The following is a 23,273-nucleotide window of genomic DNA, read 5'->3' on the forward strand; positions in this document are numbered from 1 at the left end:
CATAAAAATGAATAGTTTACTGATCATTAATTGGCTGGCTGCCATTGCTGTTATTGCTTATGCGGGATATTTGTTTGTATATCTTATACGGACGAGGGTGGCCTACATACAACTAGGAAAAAAAGTAGAATTTGACCGCCGCTTTAAAGAGCGATGGGATCTCCTGAAGGTCAACGTTTTCGGCCAAAAAAAATTGCTGAAAGATAAAAAAAGCGGCATCATGCACGTTATGTTTTTTTACGGATTTATTCTTGTCCAATTCGGAGCAATTGACTTCATTTGGAAAGGACTCGCACCAGGATCACATCTTCCACTTGGACCACTATACCCTGCATTTACATTCTTCCAGGAAATTGTCACACTTATGATTTTAATCGCAGTTTTTTGGGCTTTTCATAGAAGGTATGTTGAAAAGCTTGTTCGTTTAAAACGTAATTTTAAATCGGGCCTTGTTCTTATTTTTATTGGAGGCTTAATGCTTTCTGTACTACTTGGTAACGGCATGGGCATTATATGGCACGGTGAGGAACTTTCATGGAGCGAACCAATTGCTTCTGGAATCGCTTACGTTTTTTCGGGAATAAATGAAACCGTAGCCATTTCGGTGTTCTATTTTTCTTGGTGGGTGCATCTACTTATTTTGTTAACATTTTTAGTTTATGTACCACAATCAAAACACGCTCATTTAATTGCTGGACCGGCCAATGTATTTTTTAGCCGTCTTTCTAATCCAGGAAAACTTGAAAAAATTGATTTTGAAGATGAAACCCAAGAAACATTTGGTGTTGGAAAAATTGAAGACTTTAGACAGACACAACTTATTGATTTATACGCTTGTGTAGAATGCGGACGCTGTACGAGTATGTGCCCGGCAACAGGGACGGGCAAGATGCTGTCGCCAATGGATTTAATTTTAAAGCTTCGCGATCATTTAACTGATAAGGGGGCAGCGGTGACATCAAAGGTACCGTGGGTTCCGGCAGTTGCATTTAACAATACCCAAGGAAATCAGTTAGCGATGATGACGGCTGGTCAAGGACAACAGGAGTCAGCTACTACGGCGCTTTCATATGATCCGAGTTTAATCGGGGATGTCATTACAGAAGAAGAAATTTGGGCATGTACAACGTGCCGTAACTGCGAAGACCAGTGCCCTGTTATGAATGAGCATGTTGATAAAATTATTGATCTACGTCGTTATCTTGTTTTAACAGAAGGAAAGATGGATGCGGAAGCGCAGCGTGCAATGACAAATATTGAACGCCAAGGAAATCCGTGGGGGCTGAATCGTAAAGAGCGCGAAACATGGCGACAAGGTGATGATGAAGTAACGGTTCCGACTGTGAAAGAGAAAACGAAAGCTGGCGAAGAATTTGAATATTTATTCTGGGTTGGATCTATGGGATCGTATGATAATCGCAGTCAGAAAATTGCGATATCGTTTGCGAAGCTGATGAATAAAGCAGGCATATCATTTGCGATTCTTGGTAACAAAGAAAAGAACTCTGGAGATACACCACGACGCCTTGGAAATGAGTTCGTATTCCAAGAGATGGCTACAAAGAACATTGAAGAGTTTGAAAAAGCAGGTGTGAAGAAAATTGTTACGATTGATCCGCATGCCTATAACACATTTAAAAATGAGTATCCAGACTTTGGCTTACAAGCAGAAGTCTATCACCATACAGAATTATTAGCGCAGTGGGTGAAAGAAGGGCGATTAGAGCCGGTTCACCGTATTGAAGAGACGATTACGTATCATGACTCCTGTTATTTAGGAAGATACAACGAAGTATATGAAGCACCGCGTAGTATTTTAAAAGCAATTCCAGGTGTGAAAGTTGTTGAAATGGAGCGTAATCGTGAAACTGGCATGTGCTGCGGCGCAGGCGGCGGACTTATGTGGATGGAAGAAACAACAGGTTCGCGCATTAACGTTGCCCGTACAGAGCAGGCGCTTGCTGTGAAACCGTCAATTATTGGTACAGGATGTCCGTATTGCTTAACGATGATTAGTGACGGTACGAAAGCAAAAGAAGTAGAAGAGCAAGTTCAGACACTTGATGTAACAGAAATTTTAGAACGCTCTGTAATTGGACCTAAAAAAGAAGCTATGTAGTACGTAAGAATCTATACAACTTTAGAAAGAGGTGCAAGATTTGCACCTCTTCTCAGCGTAGGAGTACCGAGCGTGCGCTCAGCGCCGAAAAAAAGAAATGGGGGAAATAAACGTGGTAAGAACAGTTATTTTAAGTGCTGCAAGAACACCGGTTGGAAAATTTGGGGGATCTTTAAAGGATGTTAAAGCAACGGAACTTGGAGGAATTGCGATTAAAGCTGCGCTTGAACGAGCGAGTGTTGCTGCAAATGATGTTGAAGAAGTTATATTTGGAGCGGTGATTCAAGGCGGACAGGGGCAAATTCCTTCGCGCCAGGCAGCAAGAGAAGCTGGACTTCCTTGGGAAACTCGTACAGAAACAGTGAATAAAGTTTGTGCATCGGGACTACGTGCTGTGACGTTAGCGGATCAGGTTATTCGCACTGGGGATCAAACGCTTATTGTAGCGGGTGGAATGGAATCGATGAGCAATAGTCCTTATATTCTACAAGGTGCCCGCTGGGGATATCGGATGGGACATAATCAAGTTGCTGATTTAAATATAGTAGATGGCTTAACATGTTCATTTTCTGGTATACATATGGGCGTGTATGGCGGGGAAGTCGCGAAGGAGGATGGAATCTCTCGCGAAGCGCAAGATGAATGGGCGTACCGTAGTCATCAGCGCGCAGTTGCTGCGCAAAAAGAAGGAAGATTTGAAGAAGAAATCGTTCCTGTTTCAGTACCGCAGCGCAAAGGAGATCCGATTGTTGTTACAAAAGATGAAGCGCCACGTGAGGATACAACAATTGAAAAGTTAGCGAAATTAAAACCTGTATTTGATCCGGCAGCAACAGTAACAGCTGGGAATGCACCTGGATTAAATGACGGCGGGGCAGCGCTTGTATTAATGAGTGAAGACAGAGCGCAGCAAGAAGGAAGAAAACCGTTAGCGACAATTTTAGCGCATACAGCCATTGCAGTAGAAGCGAAGGATTTCCCAAGAACGCCAGGTTATGCAATTAACGAACTTTTGAAACAAACAGGTAAGACTGTGGATGAGATTGACTTATTTGAGATTAACGAAGCCTTTGCAGCAGTTGCAATTGCGAGTGCAAATATTGCAGGAATTGATCCGGAGAAAATTAACGTAAATGGCGGCGCGGTTGCGATGGGTCATCCAATTGGAGCAAGCGGAGCACGGATTATTGTAACGCTTATTCATGCGCTGAAGCAGCGCGGCGGTGGAATTGGAATTGCATCGATTTGCAGCGGTGGCGGTCAAGGCGACGCGATTATGATTGAGGTTCATTAATAAAAAGGGGGAGAAAAAATGAGTGTACAAAAAATTGTGGTAATCGGTGCGGGGCAAATGGGTTCAGGTATTGCACAGGTGTGTGCAATGGCAGGCTATGATGTGTATATGCAAGATTTGAAGCAAGACCAATTAGATCGGGGATTATCCATTATTACAAAAAACTTAGCACGCCAAGTAGAAAAAGGACGCATGGATGAAGAGTCAAAGGAAGCAACTTTAAATCGTCTTACTGCGACGCTTGAATTGGATTGTGTAAAAAAAGCGGATCTTGTCATTGAGGCAGCCGTTGAGAAAATGGATATTAAAAAGAAAATTTTCGCGAATTTAGATGAAATTGCACCAGAACATACAATTTTGGCAACAAATACATCTTCCTTACCAATTACCGAAATCGCAGCGGTAACAAACCGCCCAGAGAAAGTAATCGGTATGCACTTTATGAATCCAGTTCCAGTGATGAAGCTTGTTGAAATTATCCGCGGGCTTGCAACAGACGATGCGGTATACGAAACAATCGAAGACATTACAAAGAAAATCAGAAAAGTACCTGTTGAAGTAAATGACTTCCCTGGGTTTGTTTCTAACCGTATTTTATTACCGATGATCAATGAAGCGATTTATACGCTATATGAAGGTGTGGCGACAAAAGAAGCGATTGATGAAGTAATGAAGCTTGGTATGAACCACCCTATGGGACCACTGACGTTAGCGGATTTTATCGGCTTAGATACGTGTTTATACATTATGGAAGTTCTGCATGAAGGACTAGGAGATAGTAAGTATCGCCCATGTCCATTATTACGTAAGTATGTAAATGCAGGGTGGTTAGGAAGAAAAACAGGACGCGGTTTCTACGTATACGAGTAAGGAAGATAAGGTAGATCTCCCTCTTTTTTACAAAGTAGTGGTCTTACCAGGAAGGTGAAAGAGGATATATAGCAAATGGAGGCGGGGCGTATGAATTTTCATTTTACGGAAGAGCAGCAGATGATGAGGAAAATGGTTCGGGATTTTGCGCAAAAGGAAATCGCCCCCTTTGTTCCAAGTATGGAACAAGGGGTGTTCCCTAGAGAAATTTTGACGAAAATGGGGGAACTTGGACTTATGGGGATTCCAGCGCCGGCGAAATATGGTGGCGCGGAAATGGATTTCATTTCTTACATTTTAGCGATTGAGGAAATATCAAAAGTGAGCGCGACGATTGGTGTTATTTTAGCGGTACATACATCGGTTGGAACAAACCCAATTTTATATTTTGGAACAGAGGAACAGAAACAGAAATATGTTTCTAAACTGGCGACAGGTGAATATTTAGGTGCATTTGCTTTAACGGAGCCGAATGCGGGTTCAGATGCAGGTAGCTTAAAATCAAGGGCCATAAAACAAGGTGACCACTATATCATTAACGGATCGAAAGTATTTATTACAAACGGCGGCGAGGCAAATACATATATCGTATTTGCTTCTACGAATCCAGATGCAGGAAAAAGCGGGATTTCGGCGTTTATTGTAGAAAAAGATACACCAGGCTTAATCGTTGGCAAAGACGAGCATAAGATGGGACTGCTTGGTTCTCGTACCGTGCAATTAACATTTGAAGATATGAAGGTGCCAGCAGAGAACTTACTTGGTGAAGAAGGACAAGGCTTTAAAGTCGCGATGGCAAATTTAGATGTTGGCCGCATTGGTATCGGGGCACAGGCACTTGGAATCGCTGAGGCAGCGCTAACATGTGCAGTGGATTATGCGAAGGAACGTCAGCAATTTGGGAAGCCGATTGCCGCGCAGCAAGGACTTGGCTTTAAACTAGCAGATATGGCTACGAGCGTAGAAGCAGCGAGGCTACTTGTGTATAGGGCAGCATCGCTCAGAGCGCAAGGACTTCCGTGCGGGAAAGAAGCATCTATTGCAAAGTTATTTGCTTCGAAAACAGCGGTGGATGTCGCAATTGAAGCGGTGCAAGTATTTGGTGGTTACGGTTATACGAAAGATTATCCAGTTGAGCGATTTTTCCGTGATGCAAAAATTTGTGAAATTTACGAAGGAACGAGTGAAATACAAAGGCTTGTTATTAGCCGTGCACTATAGAGGGAAGAGAGCGGGGAGGAAGAAACATGCATTTTAAATTATCAGAAGAACACGAAATGATAAGAAAAATGGTTCGGGACTTTGCGAGAAATGAAGTGGCCCCAACAGCTGCTGAGCGCGACGAAGAAGAACGATTTGACCGTGCTTTATTTGACCAAATGGCAGAACTTGGTTTAACAGGAATTCCATGGCCTGAAGAATACGGCGGGATTGGAAGCGATTACTTAGCGTACGTGATTGCGGTAGAAGAGTTATCACGTGTTTGCGCTTCGACAGGTGTAACGTTATCTGCTCATACTTCGCTTGCTGGATGGCCTATTTTTAAATTTGGAACAGAAGAGCAAAAACAAAAGTTTTTACGTCCGATGGCAGAAGGAAAGAAAATTGGCGCATACGGTTTAACAGAGCCAGGTTCTGGTTCAGATGCAGGCGGGATGAGAACGACGGCAAAGCGCGATGGTGATCATTACATTTTAAATGGGTCCAAAATTTTTATTACAAATGGGGGAATCGCTGATATTTACGTTGTCTTTGCATTAACTGATCCAGAATCGAAACAGCGCGGCACAAGTGCATTCATTGTAGAAAGTGATGCACCAGGATTTTCAGTTGGCAAGAAAGAGAGCAAGCTTGGGATTCGCTCTTCACCAACAACAGAAATCATGTTTGAAGACTGCCGTATCCCTGCTGAGAACTTACTTGGCGAAGAAGGACAAGGGTTTAAAATTGCAATGCAGACGCTGGACGGCGGACGTAATGGGATTGCTGCACAGGCCGTTGGTATCGCGCAAGGCGCTTTAGATGCTTCTGTGGATTATGCGAGAGAAAGGCACCAATTTGGGAAGCCAATCGCCGCGCAACAAGGAATCGGTTTTAAATTAGCAGATATGGCGACAAATGTAGAAGCAGCGCGCCTATTAACATATCAAGCTGCTTGGCTAGAATCAGAAGGACTTCCATACGGAAAAGAATCGGCGATGTCGAAAGTATTTGCTGGCGATACAGCGATGAAAGTAACGACTGAAGCAGTGCAAGTATTTGGTGGATATGGATATACGAAAGATTATCCAGTGGAACGTTTTATGCGCGATGCGAAGATTACGCAAATTTATGAGGGAACACAAGAAATTCAAAGACTTGTGATTTCTCGTATGTTAACAAAATAAGAGAAAGAGCGTAGGGGGGCTTCCTACGCTTTTTCCTTCCAAATAATAAAGAGAGGTGAAGGGGATGGTTAAGCACAATGTACATGCATCTGTAAAGGATGAGAAGCTGGTTGCGCTAAGGCGTGAACAGATGATCAAAGGAGCTGTGCAGCTTTTTAAACAAAAAGGATTTCCGCGTACAACAACGAGAGAGATTGCAAAAGCGGCGGGGTTTAGTATTGGGACACTTTATGAATATATTCGTACGAAAGATGATGTCTTATATCTAGTATGTGATAGCATTTACGAACATGTAAAAGAAAGATTAGAAAAAGTAGTGTGCACAGAAAAAGGAAGTATTGAAAGTTTAAGAATAGCAATTACGAATTATTTTAAAGTGATGGATGAGTTACAAGAAGAGGTATTAATTATGTATCAAGAAGTTCGTTTTTTACCGAAAGAGTCTCTTCCATACGTGTTAGAAAAAGAGTTCCAAATGGTGGGGATGTTTGAAAATATTTTAGAACAGTGCACGAGAAACGGCACATTTACATTAACAAAAAAGGAAATACAGCTGCTCGCTCATAATATTTTCATTCAAGGACAAATGTGGGGATTTAGACGTTGGGCGTTACAAAAGCTTTATACGCTAGAGGAATATACAGAAATGCAGATTAGGTATGTTTTACATGGAGCGCATATGCTTCCGAAATAGAAGGTTATATAAATATAAAACTCTCTTTATTTAGGCGGGAGAGAGCATCCGGCCATGCATAGAAGCGGTCAGAGCCTTTTTTAGCCCCATGCTGGGTGAAATCAGGAGGGGAAAATGAGAGGAAATCCACTTTTGTATTTATAGCCGCAATTTATATGCTTGAAAATCACAATGGATTTATATCGTTCTTACAGCTTAATCTCGTAAATAATGGCCTATAATCACTTTTAATGACTCCTTATAAAAGTTTCCCATTTTTTTTGTAGCATATTTGTTGGAGTTTTGTTTATAATGAATAGTATGGATTTTTTTAAACAGGCCGTTATATATAGGATTATATTTTAAGAAAGGAAGTGCCGCATAAGTGGATTTTAAGCAATATTCACCAGAAGAGCTAAAAGAATTTTCCATGATTGAAGTTGTACATAGTGTTTTAGAGGATAAAAGACAGGCAACGTCATTCCATGATTTGGTTCAAGAAATTGCTCAAGTGCTGGGACTATCTCAAGAACAAGTTGCTGCGAAGATCGCACAATTTTATACAGATTTAAATATTGATGGACGTTTCATCAATTTAGGAGAAAACCGTTGGGGACTACGTAGCTGGTACCCATACGAGCAAATCGATGAGGAAATTCTACCTCAACCAAAACCTAAGAAAAAGCGCAAGGTTGAAGAAGATGACTTTGATGACTACGTTGAAGAAGACGAAGACTTCAGTGAAGAAGACTTCGATGATGAAAACGAAGACGATGATGATGTAGAAGATTTGGACAAGGTTCTTGATGAAGACGATGATCTTGATGACTTAGAAGATGAAGAAGATGAAGAATTCGCGGACGAAGAACTCGAGTACGATGAAACAGAAGAAGAGGAAGAGGAAGAACTGTAGTTCTTGACTTTTCATTATCGTCCATGTAGAATCATTTTTGGGCTCTTTAAAACAGGACGATCATACTTTTTAAGTGTAAATATAAAAGAAAATTGCTCCCTACTTATTACTTTTTGTAATGAGGGGAGCAATTTTCTTTTTTGTTTTTTGTTTAGAAAATAAAAAGAGTCTAACAATAAGATAGATACAGTGTTATCTACATACGTTGCGCTTTGCAACGGTGATTATATAACAACAAAGTAGAAGGGAGTACTTTCATGACTAAGTATATTTTTGTAACAGGCGGTGTAGTATCTTCTTTAGGAAAAGGAATTACAGCAGCATCCCTTGGAAGACTTTTAAAAAATCGTGGTTTAAACGTAACAATTCAAAAGTTTGACCCATACATTAACGTAGACCCGGGGACAATGAGCCCATACCAACACGGTGAGGTATTCGTAACAGATGATGGCGCAGAAACAGATTTAGACCTTGGTCACTATGAGCGTTTCATCGACATTAATTTAAACAAATACAGCAACGTAACAACAGGTAAAATTTACTCTTCAGTTCTTCAAAAAGAGCGTCGCGGTGAATATCTAGGAGGAACAGTTCAAGTTATTCCTCACATTACAAATGAAATTAAAGAGCGTGTATATCGTTCAGGCCGCGAAACAAATGCGGACGTTGTTATTACGGAAATCGGGGGAACGGTTGGTGATATCGAGTCTCTACCATTCCTAGAAGCAATTCGCCAAATTAAGAGCGATATTGGCCGTGACAACGTAATGTACATTCACTGTACACTAATCCCGTACTTAAAAGCAGCGGGTGAAATGAAAACAAAGCCAACGCAACATAGCGTTAAAGAACTTCGTAGCTTAGGCATTCAGCCAAACATTATCGTTGTTCGTACAGAAATGCCTGTTTCTCAAGATATGAAAGACAAGCTAGCATTATTCTGTGACATTGATACAAAAGCAGTTATTGAAGCGCGCGATGCAGATACATTATATGCAGTTCCATTATCTCTTCAAGAGCAAAATATGGACCAAATCGTTTGCGATCACTTAAAATTAGACAACCCAGCTGCAGATATGACAGAGTGGACTGCATTAGTTGAAAAAGTACGCAACCTATCTAAGAAAACAAAAATCGCTCTTGTTGGTAAATATGTAGAGCTTCAAGATGCATACATTTCTGTTGTAGAAGCACTTCGCCATGCAGGTTATTCATTTGATACAGATGTAGAAGTGAAATGGGTAAACGCTGAGCACGTAACAGCAGAAAACGTAAAAGAATTAGTTGGCGATACAGACGGTATCCTTGTACCAGGTGGCTTCGGCGACCGCGGTGTAGAAGGGAAAATCGCTGCAATTCAATATGCACGTGAAAATAAAGTTCCATTCTTAGGAATTTGCTTAGGAATGCAACTTGCATCAATCGAATTTGCACGTAACGTATTAGGATTAGAAGGAGCTAACTCTTCTGAAATTAACCCTGACACACCTTATGCAATTATCGACTTATTACCAGAACAAAAAGATGTAGAAGACTTAGGTGGTACACTTCGTCTTGGTCTATACCCATGTAAGCTTACTCCAAAAACAAATGCTTACAATGCGTATAACGAACCGGTTGTATATGAGCGTCATCGTCATCGTTATGAGTTCAACAACGAATTCCGTAAAGACATGGAAGGCGCTGGATTCATTTTCTCTGGTACAAGCCCAGACGGTCGTTTAGTAGAAATCATTGAATTACAAGATCATCCTTGGTTCGTGGCAGCACAGTTCCATCCAGAACTTGTATCTCGTCCAAACCGTCCACAATCGTTGTTCCGTGATTTCGTAAAAGCTTCTATTACGAATAAAGAAAGCAAGTAATAAAAAAAGGCGTCCAAATTCGGACGCCTTTTTCCTTTACTCATATTCGTTTATCATTTCATCAATTGTAAATTTTAAACCGTGATAAGCAAAGAGAGATAAGATTAAACTAGGGAAACCGTAACGGTTGCCTTCATCGTCGGGAATCAAACCTTTTAGTAATTTTGTATCAATATGTACATCTGTAAATTGTTCTAGTGAGACATCGCCATTTTGAATAGCTGAAATACCAACAATAGAATGACCCTCTTCTTGTAACTTTTTAGCCAATGAAATGATATCCTCATCTGTTGAAAAACGACTGATAAGAAGTACGCGGTCTGCGGAAGTAACGTCTGCTTGGTTACCGTTTTCTATTAAGCGTTTTGCTTGTTTGAGTGATTCTGCGCCATGCAGTGCTTCAAGAACTACGCCCTCCATTTCTTGTGTACCGTGTAAATAAACGATGCCATCGCCAACTAAAGCTTGGGCAAGTAGACGGGCACTATCTTCTATATTCATCTCTTCTGTTTGAGAAATTCGTGTAAAATAGCCGCTCAATTGAGTAGAAAAAATTTTTAACATTGTGTTGCTCCTTTCGATTGTGTTAGGCGGCTTTCATTATAGCTTATTTTTTTAGAAAGGCGAAGTAATAGGGGTAGCATAACAAAATAGTAGACGATAAAATAAGAAAGAACAGGAAGGAATTTGGTAAACAGTAGCGAAAATAATCGAATAGGATATAAGAAGCTTTTAATCTTGTATTTACACAGAAAGGTTGGGGATTATGGAAGGGAAAATTTTAATCGTTGATGATCAATACGGCATTCGTGTGTTATTGCATGAAGTGTTCCAAAAAGAAGGTTATCAAACGTTCCAAGCAGCAAATGGATTTCAAGCTTTAGATATCGTGAAAAAGGATAATCCAGATTTAGTTATTTTAGATATGAAAATTCCAGGTATGGATGGTATAGAGATTTTAAAACATGTAAAAGAAATTAATGAAGATATTAAAGTTATTTTAATGACTGCTTACGGAGAGCTTGATATGATTCAGGAAGCGAAAGATCTAGGGGCTCTCATGCACTTTGCTAAGCCGTTTGATATTGACGAAATTCGTCAAGCAGTACGAAATGAAATTGCTGTACAGGCTTAAAAAATGAATTTTTTATAAAAAAAATGGAAAAAAGCGTTTACATGGGCTGATGAGCAGGTGAATACAGTTGAGTTTTTGGATACAAGTTGTTATCCTATTGAGTGTAGAAAAAAGTCCGGTATGTAGATATACATATTTTACCTTATTCTGGTCATACTACCAGCGATAAGAACTTATCGGATACAAAAAACGTTTTTTAGGAGGATTCACCATGCCTTTAGTTTCCATGAAAGAAATGCTAAACAAAGCACTAGAAGGAAAATACGCAGTTGGTCAATTCAACATGAACAACTTAGAGTGGACGCAAGCTATTTTAGCTGCTGCAGAAGAAGAAAAATCTCCTGTAATCCTAGGTGTATCTGAGGGTGCAGCTCGTCATATGACTGGTTTCAAAACAGTTGTAGCTATGGTTAAAGCTTTAATCGAAGAAATGAACATCACTGTTCCTGTAGCGATTCACCTTGACCATGGTTCAAGCTTCGAAAAATGTAAAGAAGCAATCGATGCAGGTTTCACATCTGTAATGATCGACGCTTCTCACCATCCATTCGAAGAAAACGTAGAAACTACTAAAAAAGTAGTAGAATACGCACACGCTCGTAACGTATCTGTAGAAGCTGAACTTGGTACAGTTGGCGGACAAGAAGACGACGTAATCGCTGAAGGCGTTATCTACGCTGATCCTGAAGAGTGTAAACACCTTGTTGAAGCAACTGGCATCGACTGCCTAGCTCCAGCTTTAGGTTCTGTACATGGTCCTTACAAAGGTGAGCCTAACTTAGGATTCAAAGAAATGGAACAAGTTCGCGACTTCACTGGTGTACCTTTAGTACTTCACGGTGGTACTGGTATCCCAACTGCTGATATCGTGAAAGCTATTTCTTTAGGTACTTCAAAAATCAACGTAAACACTGAGAACCAAATCGAGTTTACAAAAGCTGTTCGCGAGGTATTAAACAAAGACCAAGAAGTTTACGATCCTCGTAAATTTATCGGACCTGGCCGCGAAGCTATCAAAGCAACTGTTGTTGGTAAAATTCGTGAATTCGGTTCTAACGGTAAAGCGTAAGAATAAAATTCCGTTTTGGAAACCGTCTAGTCTTTTAGACGGTTTCCTTTCGTTGTATAATGAAAGCGTGAACAAGTCTTAAGATTAATTAAATTTCTACATTTCTTATATACTAAAGGAGTTTTCTACTTCTATTAAAGATAAAAGTGGAACAGAATGTGCATAGTCCTATTAATAAATGTAATAACGTATCTAAAGTAAGTGATGAACAAATCTTGACAGGCAGTTAGTCTTCATCTACTCACTTAAAATATCATTATTTTTTTGGTGAGGCCTTACTGCTTGTTAAGTTTAGACTAGAGAATATTTTATTGATAGTTTGTTGAACGAATGAGATTCTTAAGGCAAGGCTTTCTGTTTTCTTTGAAAGGGGAGCTGAAAGTAAATACATTCACAAGAAGGGAGCTCAACATGGAAAAGTTGCTGATTGAAGGTGGACGACCTTTAAATGGATCAATTCGCGTGAGCGGTGCAAAAAATAGTGCTGTTGCTCTAATTCCAGCGACCATTCTAGCTGATACTCCAGTGACCATCGGTGGTGTACCTAATATTTCAGATGTGAAGATGTTAGGAGATCTACTAGAGGAAATTGGAGGAGTTGTAACATACAATCAGGAGGAAGAGATGACAATTGATCCTTCCAAAATGGTTGCTATGCCTTTGCCAAATGGGAAGGTAAAAAGATTACGTGCTTCTTATTACTTGATGGGCGCTATGCTTGGCCGCTTTAAAAAAGCTGTAATTGGGCTTCCTGGTGGATGTCACTTAGGACCAAGGCCAATCGATCAGCACATTAAAGGATTTGAGGCATTAGGTGCACATGTGACAAATGAGCAAGGTGCAATCTATTTAAGAGCGGATGAATTACGAGGAGCTCGTATTTATTTAGATGTTGTGAGTGTAGGAGCAACAATTAACATTATGCTAGCAGCTGTGCGTGCAAAAGGTAGAACAGTGATTGAAAATGCTGCGAAAGAACCAGAAATTATTGATGTAGCGACATTACTAACAAGTATGGGAGCACGAATTAAAGGTGCTGGTACAGATGTAATTCGCATTGATGGTGTGAATTCTCTTCACGGTTGTCATCATTCTATTATTCCAGACCGAATTGAAGCAGGTACGTACATGATTTTAGGAGCGGCATCTGGTGGAGAAGTAACAGTTGATAATGTAATCCCGCAACATTTAGAGTCAATCACCGCAAAATTACGAGAAGCTGGTGTACAAGTCGAGACGAACGATGATCAAATTACGGTGAATGGGAATCGTAAACTCCGAATAGTTGATATAAAAACACTTGTGTATCCAGGATTTCCGACAGATTTGCAACAACCTTTTACAACTCTTTTAACAAAGGCGCATGGTACGGGAGTTGTAACGGATACGATTTATGGCGCTCGTTTCAAACATATCGATGAATTGCGCCGAATGAATGCACAAATTAAGGTAGAAGGCCGTTCTGCTATTGTGACTGGGCCTGTCTCGTTACAAGGAGCAAAGGTAAAAGCGAGCGACTTACGAGCAGGTGCTGCACTTGTAATTGCAGGATTAATGGCTGATGGTATTACAGAAGTGACAGGGCTTGAGCATATTGACCGAGGTTATGAAAATATAGTAGACAAGCTTAAAGGTCTTGGTGCAAACATTTGGCGAGAACAAATGACGCAGCAAGAGATTGAAGAAATGAAAAATGCATAAATTGCAATGATTGCTAGCAATGTACTGTTATTGCAGAATAAAGGCAAAGTGGTGGCGCTTTCGTTAGTGGGGAACGAAAATCGCTGCTGACGGAAGTTGCTCTTTATGAAAAAACAAGAAAGAGAACTCTATCCTTAAGGAATAGGTCTGGGGATAGAGTAGCATTGTTAGTAACTGCATTCTTGAACGCTGTGTACAAAAAAAGTAGTTCCAAAGGTATTTGCTAATGGAATAGAGGGGTTGAGCCATTAGGCAACTATGTCAACTCCACTCGTGTTAATGATCTGTTAAGATGCACGAGAAACCCCTACTTTAAGATCCAAAGGAGTTAAGTGGGGGAGTTTTCATAGAAAGAAACAGTTCACAAAATACGGCATAAATATTAAGACTTAAAGGAGAGGGATTATTGTGGAAAGAAGTTTATCTATGGAGTTAGTACGTGTAACAGAGGCTGCAGCATTATCATCAGCGCGTTGGATGGGACGCGGCAAAAAAGATGAAGCAGACGGTGCAGCAACATCTGCAATGCGTGATGTATTCGATACAATTCCGATGAAAGGTACAGTTGTAATTGGTGAGGGAGAAATGGATGAAGCGCCAATGCTGTACATCGGGGAAAAATTAGGTACAGGATACGGTCCACGTGTTGATGTAGCGGTTGATCCGTTAGAAGGAACAAATATTGTAGCAGCTGGAGGCTGGAATGCACTTGCTGTTATTGCGATTGCGGATCACGGTAATTTGTTACATGCTCCTGACATGTACATGGATAAAATCGCGGTTGGGCCAGAAGCGGTAGGTGCAGTTGATATTGATGCACCTATTATTGATAACTTACGTGCCGTTGCAAAAGCAAAAAATAAAGATATTGAAGATGTTGTTGCAACAGTGCTAAACCGACCACGTCACCAAGCGATTATTGAAGAAATTCGTAAAGCTGGCGCTCGTATTAAATTGATTAATGATGGCGATGTAGCAGGAGCGATTAATACAGCATTTGATCGTACAGGTGTTGATATTTTATTCGGTTCTGGTGGTGCACCTGAAGGCGTTCTTGCAGCAGTTGCATTAAAATGTTTAGGTGGAGAAATTCACGGGAAACTTCTCCCTCAAAACGAAGCAGAATTAGCTCGTTGCAAAAAGATGGGTATTGAAGATACTAATCGTATTCTTCGTATGGAGGACTTAGTAAAAGGTGACGATGCAATCTTTGCAGCAACAGGTGTAACAGATGGAGAATTACTACGCGGCGTTCAATTTAAAGGTAGCGTTGGTACAACAGAATCCCTTGTTATGCGTGCAAAATCTGGGACAGTTCGCTTTGTTGACGGACGTCACAGCTTAAATAAAAAACCGAATTTGGTTATTAAATAAAAAGCGGAAGCAGCTTGATCAGAATGGAAGGGGGATGGAGCTTCTGACGAAGAGGCGTATTTTGCCTCGTAGGAAGACGCGAAGCCACCGACCATTCTAGCTGCCGGAGCTGGATTAAATAAAAAGTGAAAATGGCTCAATCAGCTTTGATTTTGCCCTCATCCAAATGGTGTAAAGAAAAAAACAGAAGCGATATAAAAAGCGGAGACAACTTTTCTTGTCTTCGCTTCTTGTATTTGTGTTACAACGTATTGATTAAAACTAGATAAAAGGGTTACAATAGTGGATATTATCCTACTTGAACTTATTGCCTTTCATTATTATGTATTTGCCTTCCGTATTTTTTCCCTTTACCCATGTGAAAAGAGAATAATATTAAAGTGTGGTGTCTGAATGAATTTGTCAATTGCAGCATTAGAAAACATGAAGTTAAAAGAATTATATGAGCTTGCGAAAGAATTTAAGATTTCGTATTACAGCAAATTAACAAAGAAAGAGTTAATTTTTGCTATATTAAAAGCTCGCGCAGAAAAAGAAGGTTTCTTTTTCATGGAAGGTGTACTAGAAATTATTCAATCAGAAGGATTCGGATTTTTACGTCCGATCAACTATTCTCCAAGCTCAGAAGATATCTATATTTCAGCTTCGCAAATTCGTCGTTTTGATTTGCGTAATGGAGATAAAGTTTCTGGTAAAGTACGACCTCCGAAAGAAAATGAACGCTATTTTGGATTGTTACAAGTTGAAGCGGTAAATGGTGATGATCCGGAATCAGCAAAAGAGCGTGTGCATTTCCCTGCATTAACACCGTTATATCCAAATCGTCAAATGAAATTGGAAACAGAAACAAAGAAATTATCAACACGCATCATGGATTTAATCGCACCAGTTGGATTTGGACAACGTGGTTTAATTGTCGCGCCTCCTAAGGCTGGTAAGACGATACTGTTAAAAGAAATTGCTCACAGTGTTACAACAAATCATCCGGAAGCGGAACTGATTGTGCTTTTAATTGATGAGCGTCCAGAGGAAGTAACGGATATTGAACGTTCTGTCAAAGGTGATGTTGTAAGTTCTACGTTCGATGAAGTGCCGGAAAATCATATTAAGGTAGCTGAGCTTGTATTAGAACGTGCGATGCGTCTTGTAGAACATAAGAAAGACGTTATCATTTTAATGGATAGTATTACCCGTTTAGCACGTGCTTACAACCTCGTTATCCCGCCAAGTGGACGTACATTGTCGGGTGGTATAGACCCAGCTGCGTTCCATCGACCAAAACGATTTTTCGGGGCAGCTCGTAACATCGAAGAGGGCGGTAGCTTAACGATTTTAGCAACAGCACTTGTTGATACAGGTTCTCGTATGGATGATGTAATCTACGAAGAATTTAAAGGAACTGGTAATATGGAACTTCATTTAGATCGCTCGTTAGCTGAACGTCGTATCTTCCCGGCGATTGATATTCGCCGCTCTGGTACACGTAAAGAAGATCTATTAATTCCTAAAGAACATCTAGACAAGCTATGGGGTATTCGTAAAACAATGCGTGATACACCAGACTTTGTTGAGAGCTTCTTACGTAAGTTGCGTCAAACGAAAACAAATGAAGAATTTTTACAAAACATTGTTGCGGACTCAAAAAGATATGTAACAACGAAGTAAAGGGAAACGGTGATGACTCGCTTATTTTTATACTAAGCGAGTTTTTCCATGCTTTTTTATGAGAGAAATTTAGCCAATCAGAGCTGGATGAGCCGCTTGCACTTTTATTTTAAAAAGACAAAAACAGGTAGTTGCAAAATGAAGTTAGCCTTGTTATAATTTCATCATATGTGTTTCATCAATATAGTTGTGATTGCAGCTAAAGATGAAAAACTCTGTTTCGAAAATGATTCAGGGCGGAAGGAGATGAAAAGAATGAAAGCAGGAATCCATCCAGATTACAAGAAAGTTGTATTCATGGACACAAACACAGGCTTCAAATTCTTAAGCGGATCTACTAAAGGTTCTAGCGAAACAATTGAGTGGGAAGATGGAAACACTTATCCATTACTAAAAGTTGAGATCAGTTCTGATTCTCACCCATTCTACACTGGACGTCAGAAGTTTGCTACTGCAGACGGACGTGTTGACCGCTTCAATAAGAAATACGGTCTTAAGTAATAAAAAACATAAAACAGGCAAGTGTATCTATTCGCTTGTCTGTTTTTTTTGCGAAAATATTAAACCTTTACCCTACTTTGGATAAAAAGTAGATGAAAGGAGAGCTCCATGTACTTAATAAATCAAAACGGTTGGATTGAAGTGATTTGCGGAAGTATGTTTTCTGGGAAATCAGAAGAGCTCATCCGCCGCGTACGTCGTACGCAATTTGCAAAGCAACAGGCGATTGTATTTAAACCATGTATTGATAACCGTTATAGTGAAGAAGATGTTGTCTCACATAATGGATTAAAGGTAAGAGCAGTTCCTGTTTCAGCTTCAAAAGATATATTTAATCATATAACAGAAGAAATGGACGTTATTGCAATTGATGAGGTGCAGTTCTTTGATGGGGACATTGTGGAAGTGGTGCAAATATTGGCAAATCGTGGCTATCGTGTCATTGTAGCCGGTTTAGACCAAGATTTCCGTGGTCTACCATTTGGACAAGTTCCTCAGCTGATGGCGATTGCCGAATATGTAACGAAGCTGCAAGCAGTTTGTTCTGTATGCGGATCTCCAGCAAGTCGTACACAGCGCTTGATTGATAATGAACCAGCTTCTTTTGATGATCCAATTATTTTAGTTGGAGCTTCAGAGTCATATGAGCCGCGTTGCCGTCATTGTCATGCGGTACCTACAAAACAAAGATAAGTGAAACTCGCTACATAGGGCGGGTTTTTTTCGAAAATAGATGAAGATTGGGGCAAGCTCTTTGTGTGTCAGAACTAAGCGAGCCGCCTGCGCTTTTAAAATAATAATTTGCGTTTTTTTGATTAAGTACCATATACTATTTGTATTAGATACTAGGATGTTGAGGTGAATGATGTGTTAGATCGTTTGCAAGCTGTAGAAGATCGTTATGAGAAGTTAAACGAATTATTAAGTGATCCAGAGGTTATTAGTGATTCGAATAAACTTCGTGAATATTCAAAGGAACAATCTGATATTCAAGAAACGGTAGAGGTGTACCGTGAATATAAAGATGTTCGTGAGCAATTACGAGACGCGAAGGCAATGTTAGAAGATAAGTTAGATGCTGACATGCGTGAAATGGTAAAGGAAGAAGTTTCTGAGCTAGAGAGGCAAGAGAAGGAATTATCAGAGCGTCTGAAAATTTTACTTGTTCCAAAAGACCCGAACGATGATAAAAACGTTATCGTAGAGGTACGTGGTGCTGCTGGTGGCGATGAGGCTGCTTTATTTGCCGGTGACTTATACCGTATGTATAGCCGTTATGCTGAGGTGCAAGGTTGGAAAACTGAAATTATCGAGGCAAGCTATACAGAATTAGGTGGATATAAAGAGATTATCTTTATGATCAACGGTAAAGGTGCTTTCGCAAAATTGAAATTTGAAAATGGTGCACACCGTGTGCAACGTGTTCCGGAAACAGAATCTGGGGGACGTATCCATACTTCTACAGCAACTGTAGCTGTATTACCAGAAGCGGAAGAAGTGGAAATCGATATTCATGAAAAAGATGTTCGTGTTGATACGTTTGCTTCTAGTGGACCTGGTGGACAAAGTGTTAATACAACGATGTCAGCGGTACGTTTAACGCATTTGCCGACTGGTGTAGTTGTATCTTGTCAGGATGAAAAGTCACAAATTAAGAACAAAGAAAAAGCAATGAAAGTATTACGTGCGCGTGTTTATGATAAGTTTAGGCAAGAAGCTCAGGCTGAGTACGATCAAAACCGTAAGCAAGCTGTTGGTACGGGAGACCGTTCAGAGCGTATCCGTACGTATAACTTCCCGCAAAACCGTGTTACAGACCATCGAATCGGTTTAACGATTCAAAAGCTAGATCAAATCTTACAAGGTAAGTTAGATGATTTCATTAACGCCTTAGTGATGGAAGATCAAGCGCAAAAGATGGAGGCAGCTGAGTAATGCGTGTCTATGAAGCCCTGAAATGGGCTTCTTCTTTTTTACAAGAAAATGGGCGAGATGAAAATGCGGGAGAAATCGTCCTTTGTCATGTATTAAAGACGAACCGAACAGGTTTAATGATGAATATGCGCGAAGCAATATCTGAGGAACAAGAGAAGACTTTTACGGAATTTATTCACAAACACGTTGATGGGATTCCTGTTCAATATATGATTGGATATGAAATGTTTTATGGTCGTTCGTTTTTTGTAAATGAAGAGGTGTTAATACCGAGGCCAGAAACAGAAGAGCTTATAGTAGGTGTGCTAGATAGAGTCCAGCGTATGTTTGGGAAGCGGGAACTACATGTAGCTGATATTGGTACGGGGAGTGGAGCTATTTCAATTACACTTGCCTTAGAAAATCAAAATCTTCATGTATATACAGTAGATATTGCGCAGGAATCGATTGAAGTTGCGAAAGAAAATGCAAAAGCATTAGGTGCCAATGTAACCTTCTATCATGGTGATTTATTATCACCGTTTTATGAAACAGGACAAAAATTAGATGTTGTTGTTTCCAATCCGCCTTATATTCCAGAAGAAGACTGGAGAGGTCTTTCTCCGGTTGTAAAAGAGCATGAACCAAAGCGTGCACTTGTAGGCGGGGAAGATGGACTTGATTTTTATCGTCGTTTTATGGAAGAGTTGCCAAACGTTTTGCACAAGAAAGCGATTGTTGCTTTTGAAATAGGTGTAGGGCAAGGTGAGGATGTAAAAGAATTATTGAAACAGACATTCCCACATGCAGATGTAGAAGTTGTCTTTGATATTAACGGAAAAGATCGTATGGTCTTTGCAGAGATGGAGTAAGGTAGAACCTTACTCCATTTTTTTATGTTGATTTGTTGCATATACATCACGGTTATGAAAACAAAAGAAGTTCTCCACTCGTTTTCTCCTTTTGTTTTCATGTGGAACGGGGTAGGAAAAGGCCCTGACCGTATCTGTACATGGCTAGATGCTCTTTCCCATCCACAAAGAAAGGTTTTATATCCTCGAAAGTTTTTCTATAGATTTAGAATTTAATAGTTTAGAAAGAGGTAAGTGTGTCTACACTGTTTACCAGAAGGGACGGTGCAAAGACATGAAAAAACAAGTGATTGCCTATTTTCTTTTATTATTAATTGGTGCACAGCTACTTGTGCAGTTTGGATATATGAAAGCTGATGCGAAGGGGAATACTGTTATCCCGAAAGAAGCTGTACGATTACGTATTTTAGCAAATAGCGATTCAGATAAAGATCAAGCGTTAAAGCGTAAAGTGCGTGACGAAGTAAAAGCACAAATTGATGGTTGGGTAGCAGATTTGAAATCATTTGAGGATGCACGTCGTGTCATTCAAAGTCACATCCCGGAAATTGAAAAAACGGTTGCTGAAACATTAAAGCGAGAAGGAAGTAAAGAATCCTTTCAAGTTACATTTGGGAAAAACATTAAATTTCCTACAAAAGTATATGGGAATTTTATTTATCCAGCAGGGGAATATGAAGCAGTACTCATTTCAATTGGAAAAGGTGAAGGTGCAAATTGGTGGTGCGTGTTATTCCCACCGATGTGTTTTCTAGACTTCTCAAGTGGATCAGCGGTAAAAAAAGAAGAGCATGTTGTAAAAGCGGAATCAATTGATGAGGAAGAACAACCAGTAGCACTGAAGGAAGAAAAAGAAGAAGTATCGAAGCAAACAATAAGACAAGAAACATCGAAAAAAGAGGTTGCTTCAAAAGTGCAAACTGCTGTGAAAGAGACAAGTAAAAAGCCTGCGCAAGAGAAAAGCGTGAAACAGGAAGAAAAACAGCTGGTGGAAAAAACAGAAAAAACGGTTGAAAAGAAACAAGAGCAAACAATTGAAACAGTAGAAGTAGAAGAGCAAGAGGACAAGCCAGAAGTTAAATTATTTATTGTAGAAGTATTTTCCTCATTATTTTCTAAATAAGTACTATTTTTGAATCCTTCCCCATATATAGAAATGAGGAGGGATTTGCTGTGAAAAAAACTTATTTTGCTACAAAAGATGATGTTGATAGGTTACATTCTTTTTTCGGACAAGCTAATAAAAAAGATGATAAAATAAATGAGTTATACGGGCAATTTATGATAATGGAAGATAACGGAGAAATCCAGGCTGTCATTGGTTATGAACAAAAAGGAGAGAACGCACTCATTCGTTCTTGTTTGTTCACACCTGCTGTGGATAACGAGACTTTCTTATATTTTTTTGAAATGTTTTTGCAGTATATGAAAGAGAAAAATATCTGGCAAGTATATTTACTCACAAATCATCCACAATCTGTGACGATATTTCAGTTTTTCAACTTTATATCTGTGGAAAAAGATCAAGTGTCAGATGATATTCAGCAACTAGAACATTTTTGTGAAAATATAAAACAGCAGGATGTAATAATACTAAATTGTCAGCTATTCACAAAGTTATCCACGGATTAATTAGGTTTATCCACATTTTGTGGATAAACCTTGTTTGTCTTTTGGATAAATGTCATAGTAAACTAACAATAGACAAGTATTTCATGGAAGAAAAGGACGTGTGAAAAAATGCATACAAATATGTGGGTTGTGGATAATTTTGTGGAAATAAAAAAAGATTATCCACAATTACAAGAAGCAGCAAGATTATTAAGAGAAAATGAAGCAATTGCCTTTCCAACTGAAACGGTTTATGGACTAGGAGCAAATGCGATGAATGATGAAGCGATTGCGAAGATTTTTGAAGCAAAAGGCAGACCGAGTGATAATCCACTTATTGTCCACATTGGTGCAAAATCACAATTAGGAGAAATTGTTAGAGAAATTACGCCGGTTGCGGAAGAATTAATGAAGCATTTTTGGCCGGGGCCATTAACGATTATTTTGCCTAAAAAAGATGGGATTTCAGAGAAGGTTACAGCGGGCTTAGATACGGTTGGAGTGAGAATGCCGGATCATCCAGTGGCACTTGCTCTTATTGAGGAAGCAAATGTACCTGTCGCAGCGCCAAGTGCTAATCGTTCTGGACGCCCAAGTCCAACACTTGCATCTCACGTATATGAAGATTTAAATGGGAAAATTGCTGGTATTGTTGACGGCGGTGCAACAGGTGTTGGCGTTGAATCAACAGTAATAGATTGTACAAGTGACGTGCCAACGATTTTACGTCCAGGCGGGATTACGAAGGAGCAATTAGAAGACGTGATCGGAACAGTTTCTTTGGATCCTGCGCTAAAAGATGAAAAAGAGAAACCGAAGGCGCCAGGAATGAAATATACCCATTATGCACCGAAAGCACCACTTAGTATTGTAGAAGGATCACGTGATTTTATTCAACAGCTTGTGGATAAGAAGAAAAGTGAAGGTTATGCAGTCGGTGTATTAACGACAGAAGAGAATCAACATGTGTATAAAGCAGATGTTGTGTTATCTTGTGGTATGCGAAGTGATTTAGCAAGCGTTGCGACGAAATTATACGATGTGCTTCGAACATTCGATGCTAGTAAAGTGGATATGATTTTTAGTGAGTCATTTCCGAATGAAGGAATTGGAAATGCAATTATGAACCGTCTAACGAAAGCAGCAGGGCATCATATTATTATTGAAGAGTAGATGGGTTGAAAAATGAGATAAAAACCTATTTTTTAAGGTGGGAGAGAGGATCCGCTTATGTATAGAAGCGGTTACCACCTTTTTTAGCCACATGCCAAGTGAAACCAGAAGGAGAAAACGAGTGTGGTTTACCTTTT

Annotated in this window: 20 protein-coding genes and 1 pseudogene; 20 read left to right on the forward strand and 1 reads right to left on the reverse strand. The window is 39.8% G+C overall.

Annotated elements, in window-relative coordinates:
* Nucleotides 1–7 precede the first annotated feature (7 nt).
* From M014_RS0111305 to pyrG, 8 genes and pseudogenes are all read left to right on the forward strand, one after another.
* Nucleotides 8–2,119 carry a (Fe-S)-binding protein gene (locus M014_RS0111305; protein WP_026591827.1) on the forward strand — a complete coding sequence of 704 codons (2,112 nt, stop codon included), beginning with the start codon at nt 8–10 and terminating at the stop codon, nt 2,117–2,119.
* Between the two features lie 9 nt (nt 2,120–2,128).
* A pseudogene (locus M014_RS0111310) lies at nt 2,129–3,413 on the forward strand (acetyl-CoA C-acetyltransferase).
* A gap of 18 nt (nt 3,414–3,431) precedes the next feature.
* Entirely contained in the window at nt 3,432–4,283 is an 852-nt protein-coding gene (locus M014_RS0111315) for a 3-hydroxybutyryl-CoA dehydrogenase (RefSeq protein WP_026591829.1), read from the forward strand.
* 90 nt (nt 4,284–4,373) lie between these two features.
* The gene (locus tag M014_RS0111320) at nt 4,374–5,504 is read left to right on the forward strand and encodes an acyl-CoA dehydrogenase (RefSeq protein WP_026591830.1); all 1,131 of its coding nucleotides are present in this window, start codon (nt 4,374–4,376) and stop codon (nt 5,502–5,504) included.
* Between the two features lie 26 nt (nt 5,505–5,530).
* Nucleotides 5,531–6,670: an acyl-CoA dehydrogenase AcdA gene (gene acdA, locus M014_RS0111325; protein ID WP_026591831.1), complete on the forward strand. Its 1,140-nt coding sequence runs from the start codon at nt 5,531–5,533 to the stop codon at nt 6,668–6,670.
* A 64-nt stretch (nt 6,671–6,734) separates the two neighbouring features.
* The gene (locus M014_RS0111330) at nt 6,735–7,364 is read left to right on the forward strand and encodes a TetR/AcrR family transcriptional regulator (protein WP_026591832.1); all 630 of its coding nucleotides are present in this window, start codon (nt 6,735–6,737) and stop codon (nt 7,362–7,364) included.
* Between the two features lie 364 nt (nt 7,365–7,728).
* Nucleotides 7,729–8,256 (forward strand): DNA-directed RNA polymerase subunit delta, encoded by a 528-nt coding sequence (gene rpoE / locus M014_RS0111335; protein WP_026591833.1) that lies wholly within the window; start codon nt 7,729–7,731, stop codon nt 8,254–8,256.
* A gap of 257 nt (nt 8,257–8,513) precedes the next feature.
* Nucleotides 8,514–10,121: a CTP synthase gene (gene pyrG / locus M014_RS0111340; RefSeq protein WP_026591834.1), complete on the forward strand. Its 1,608-nt coding sequence runs from the start codon at nt 8,514–8,516 to the stop codon at nt 10,119–10,121.
* Between the two features lie 36 nt (nt 10,122–10,157).
* Here the strand turns inward: pyrG and M014_RS0111345 are convergent, their stop codons facing one another.
* Nucleotides 10,158–10,685, reverse strand: a complete 528-nt coding sequence (locus M014_RS0111345; protein ID WP_026591835.1) for a DUF2529 domain-containing protein — start codon at nt 10,683–10,685, stop codon at nt 10,158–10,160.
* A 202-nt stretch (nt 10,686–10,887) separates the two neighbouring features.
* On the opposite strand from M014_RS0111345, the gene spo0F reads away from it, so the two are divergent.
* The 12 genes from spo0F to M014_RS0111405 all read left to right on the forward strand — a co-directional run bounded on the left by spo0F (nt 10,888) and on the right by M014_RS0111405 (nt 23,136).
* Entirely contained in the window at nt 10,888–11,256 is a 369-nt protein-coding gene (spo0F, locus tag M014_RS0111350) for a sporulation initiation phosphotransferase Spo0F (protein ID WP_026591836.1), read from the forward strand.
* 211 nt (nt 11,257–11,467) lie between these two features.
* Complete coding sequence (locus M014_RS0111355) at nt 11,468–12,325, forward strand: class II fructose-bisphosphate aldolase (RefSeq protein ID WP_026591837.1); 858 nt, start codon at nt 11,468–11,470, stop codon at nt 12,323–12,325.
* Nucleotides 12,326–12,736: 411 nt separating this feature from the next.
* Nucleotides 12,737–14,026 carry a UDP-N-acetylglucosamine 1-carboxyvinyltransferase gene (gene murA, locus M014_RS0111360; RefSeq protein ID WP_026591838.1) on the forward strand — a complete coding sequence of 430 codons (1,290 nt, stop codon included), beginning with the start codon at nt 12,737–12,739 and terminating at the stop codon, nt 14,024–14,026.
* A 408-nt stretch (nt 14,027–14,434) separates the two neighbouring features.
* Nucleotides 14,435–15,400: a class II fructose-bisphosphatase gene (glpX, locus tag M014_RS0111365; RefSeq protein ID WP_026591839.1), complete on the forward strand. Its 966-nt coding sequence runs from the start codon at nt 14,435–14,437 to the stop codon at nt 15,398–15,400.
* Nucleotides 15,401–15,793: 393 nt separating this feature from the next.
* A complete protein-coding gene (gene rho, locus M014_RS0111370) occupies nt 15,794–17,065 on the forward strand; it encodes a transcription termination factor Rho (protein ID WP_026591840.1) in 1,272 nt (423 codons plus the stop codon).
* A gap of 255 nt (nt 17,066–17,320) precedes the next feature.
* Nucleotides 17,321–17,566: a type B 50S ribosomal protein L31 gene (locus tag M014_RS0111375; RefSeq protein WP_026591841.1), complete on the forward strand. Its 246-nt coding sequence runs from the start codon at nt 17,321–17,323 to the stop codon at nt 17,564–17,566.
* 108 nt (nt 17,567–17,674) lie between these two features.
* Nucleotides 17,675–18,259 carry a thymidine kinase gene (locus M014_RS0111380; protein WP_026591842.1) on the forward strand — a complete coding sequence of 195 codons (585 nt, stop codon included), beginning with the start codon at nt 17,675–17,677 and terminating at the stop codon, nt 18,257–18,259.
* Nucleotides 18,260–18,433: 174 nt separating this feature from the next.
* Nucleotides 18,434–19,501, forward strand: coding sequence for a peptide chain release factor 1 (prfA, locus tag M014_RS0111385; protein WP_026591843.1), 1,068 nt, complete (start codon nt 18,434–18,436; stop codon nt 19,499–19,501).
* Nucleotides 19,501–20,352: a peptide chain release factor N(5)-glutamine methyltransferase gene (prmC, locus tag M014_RS0111390; RefSeq protein WP_026591844.1), complete on the forward strand. Its 852-nt coding sequence runs from the start codon at nt 19,501–19,503 to the stop codon at nt 20,350–20,352. Before prfA ends, prmC begins: the two co-directional genes overlap by 1 nt.
* A 274-nt stretch (nt 20,353–20,626) precedes the next feature.
* The gene (spoIIR, locus tag M014_RS0111395) at nt 20,627–21,475 is read left to right on the forward strand and encodes a stage II sporulation protein R (RefSeq protein ID WP_026591845.1); all 849 of its coding nucleotides are present in this window, start codon (nt 20,627–20,629) and stop codon (nt 21,473–21,475) included.
* Between the two features lie 50 nt (nt 21,476–21,525).
* Nucleotides 21,526–21,984, forward strand: a complete 459-nt coding sequence (locus tag M014_RS0111400; RefSeq protein WP_026591846.1) for a mechanosensitive ion channel protein — start codon at nt 21,526–21,528, stop codon at nt 21,982–21,984.
* A 108-nt stretch (nt 21,985–22,092) separates the two neighbouring features.
* Nucleotides 22,093–23,136, forward strand: a complete 1,044-nt coding sequence (locus M014_RS0111405; protein ID WP_026591847.1) for an L-threonylcarbamoyladenylate synthase — start codon at nt 22,093–22,095, stop codon at nt 23,134–23,136.
* The last annotated feature ends 137 nt before the right edge of the window (nt 23,137–23,273 follow it).

The organism is Bacillus sp. UNC437CL72CviS29 (assembly GCF_000482345.1).
Lineage (GTDB): Bacteria > Bacillota > Bacilli > Bacillales > Bacillaceae_G > Bacillus_A > Bacillus_A arachidis.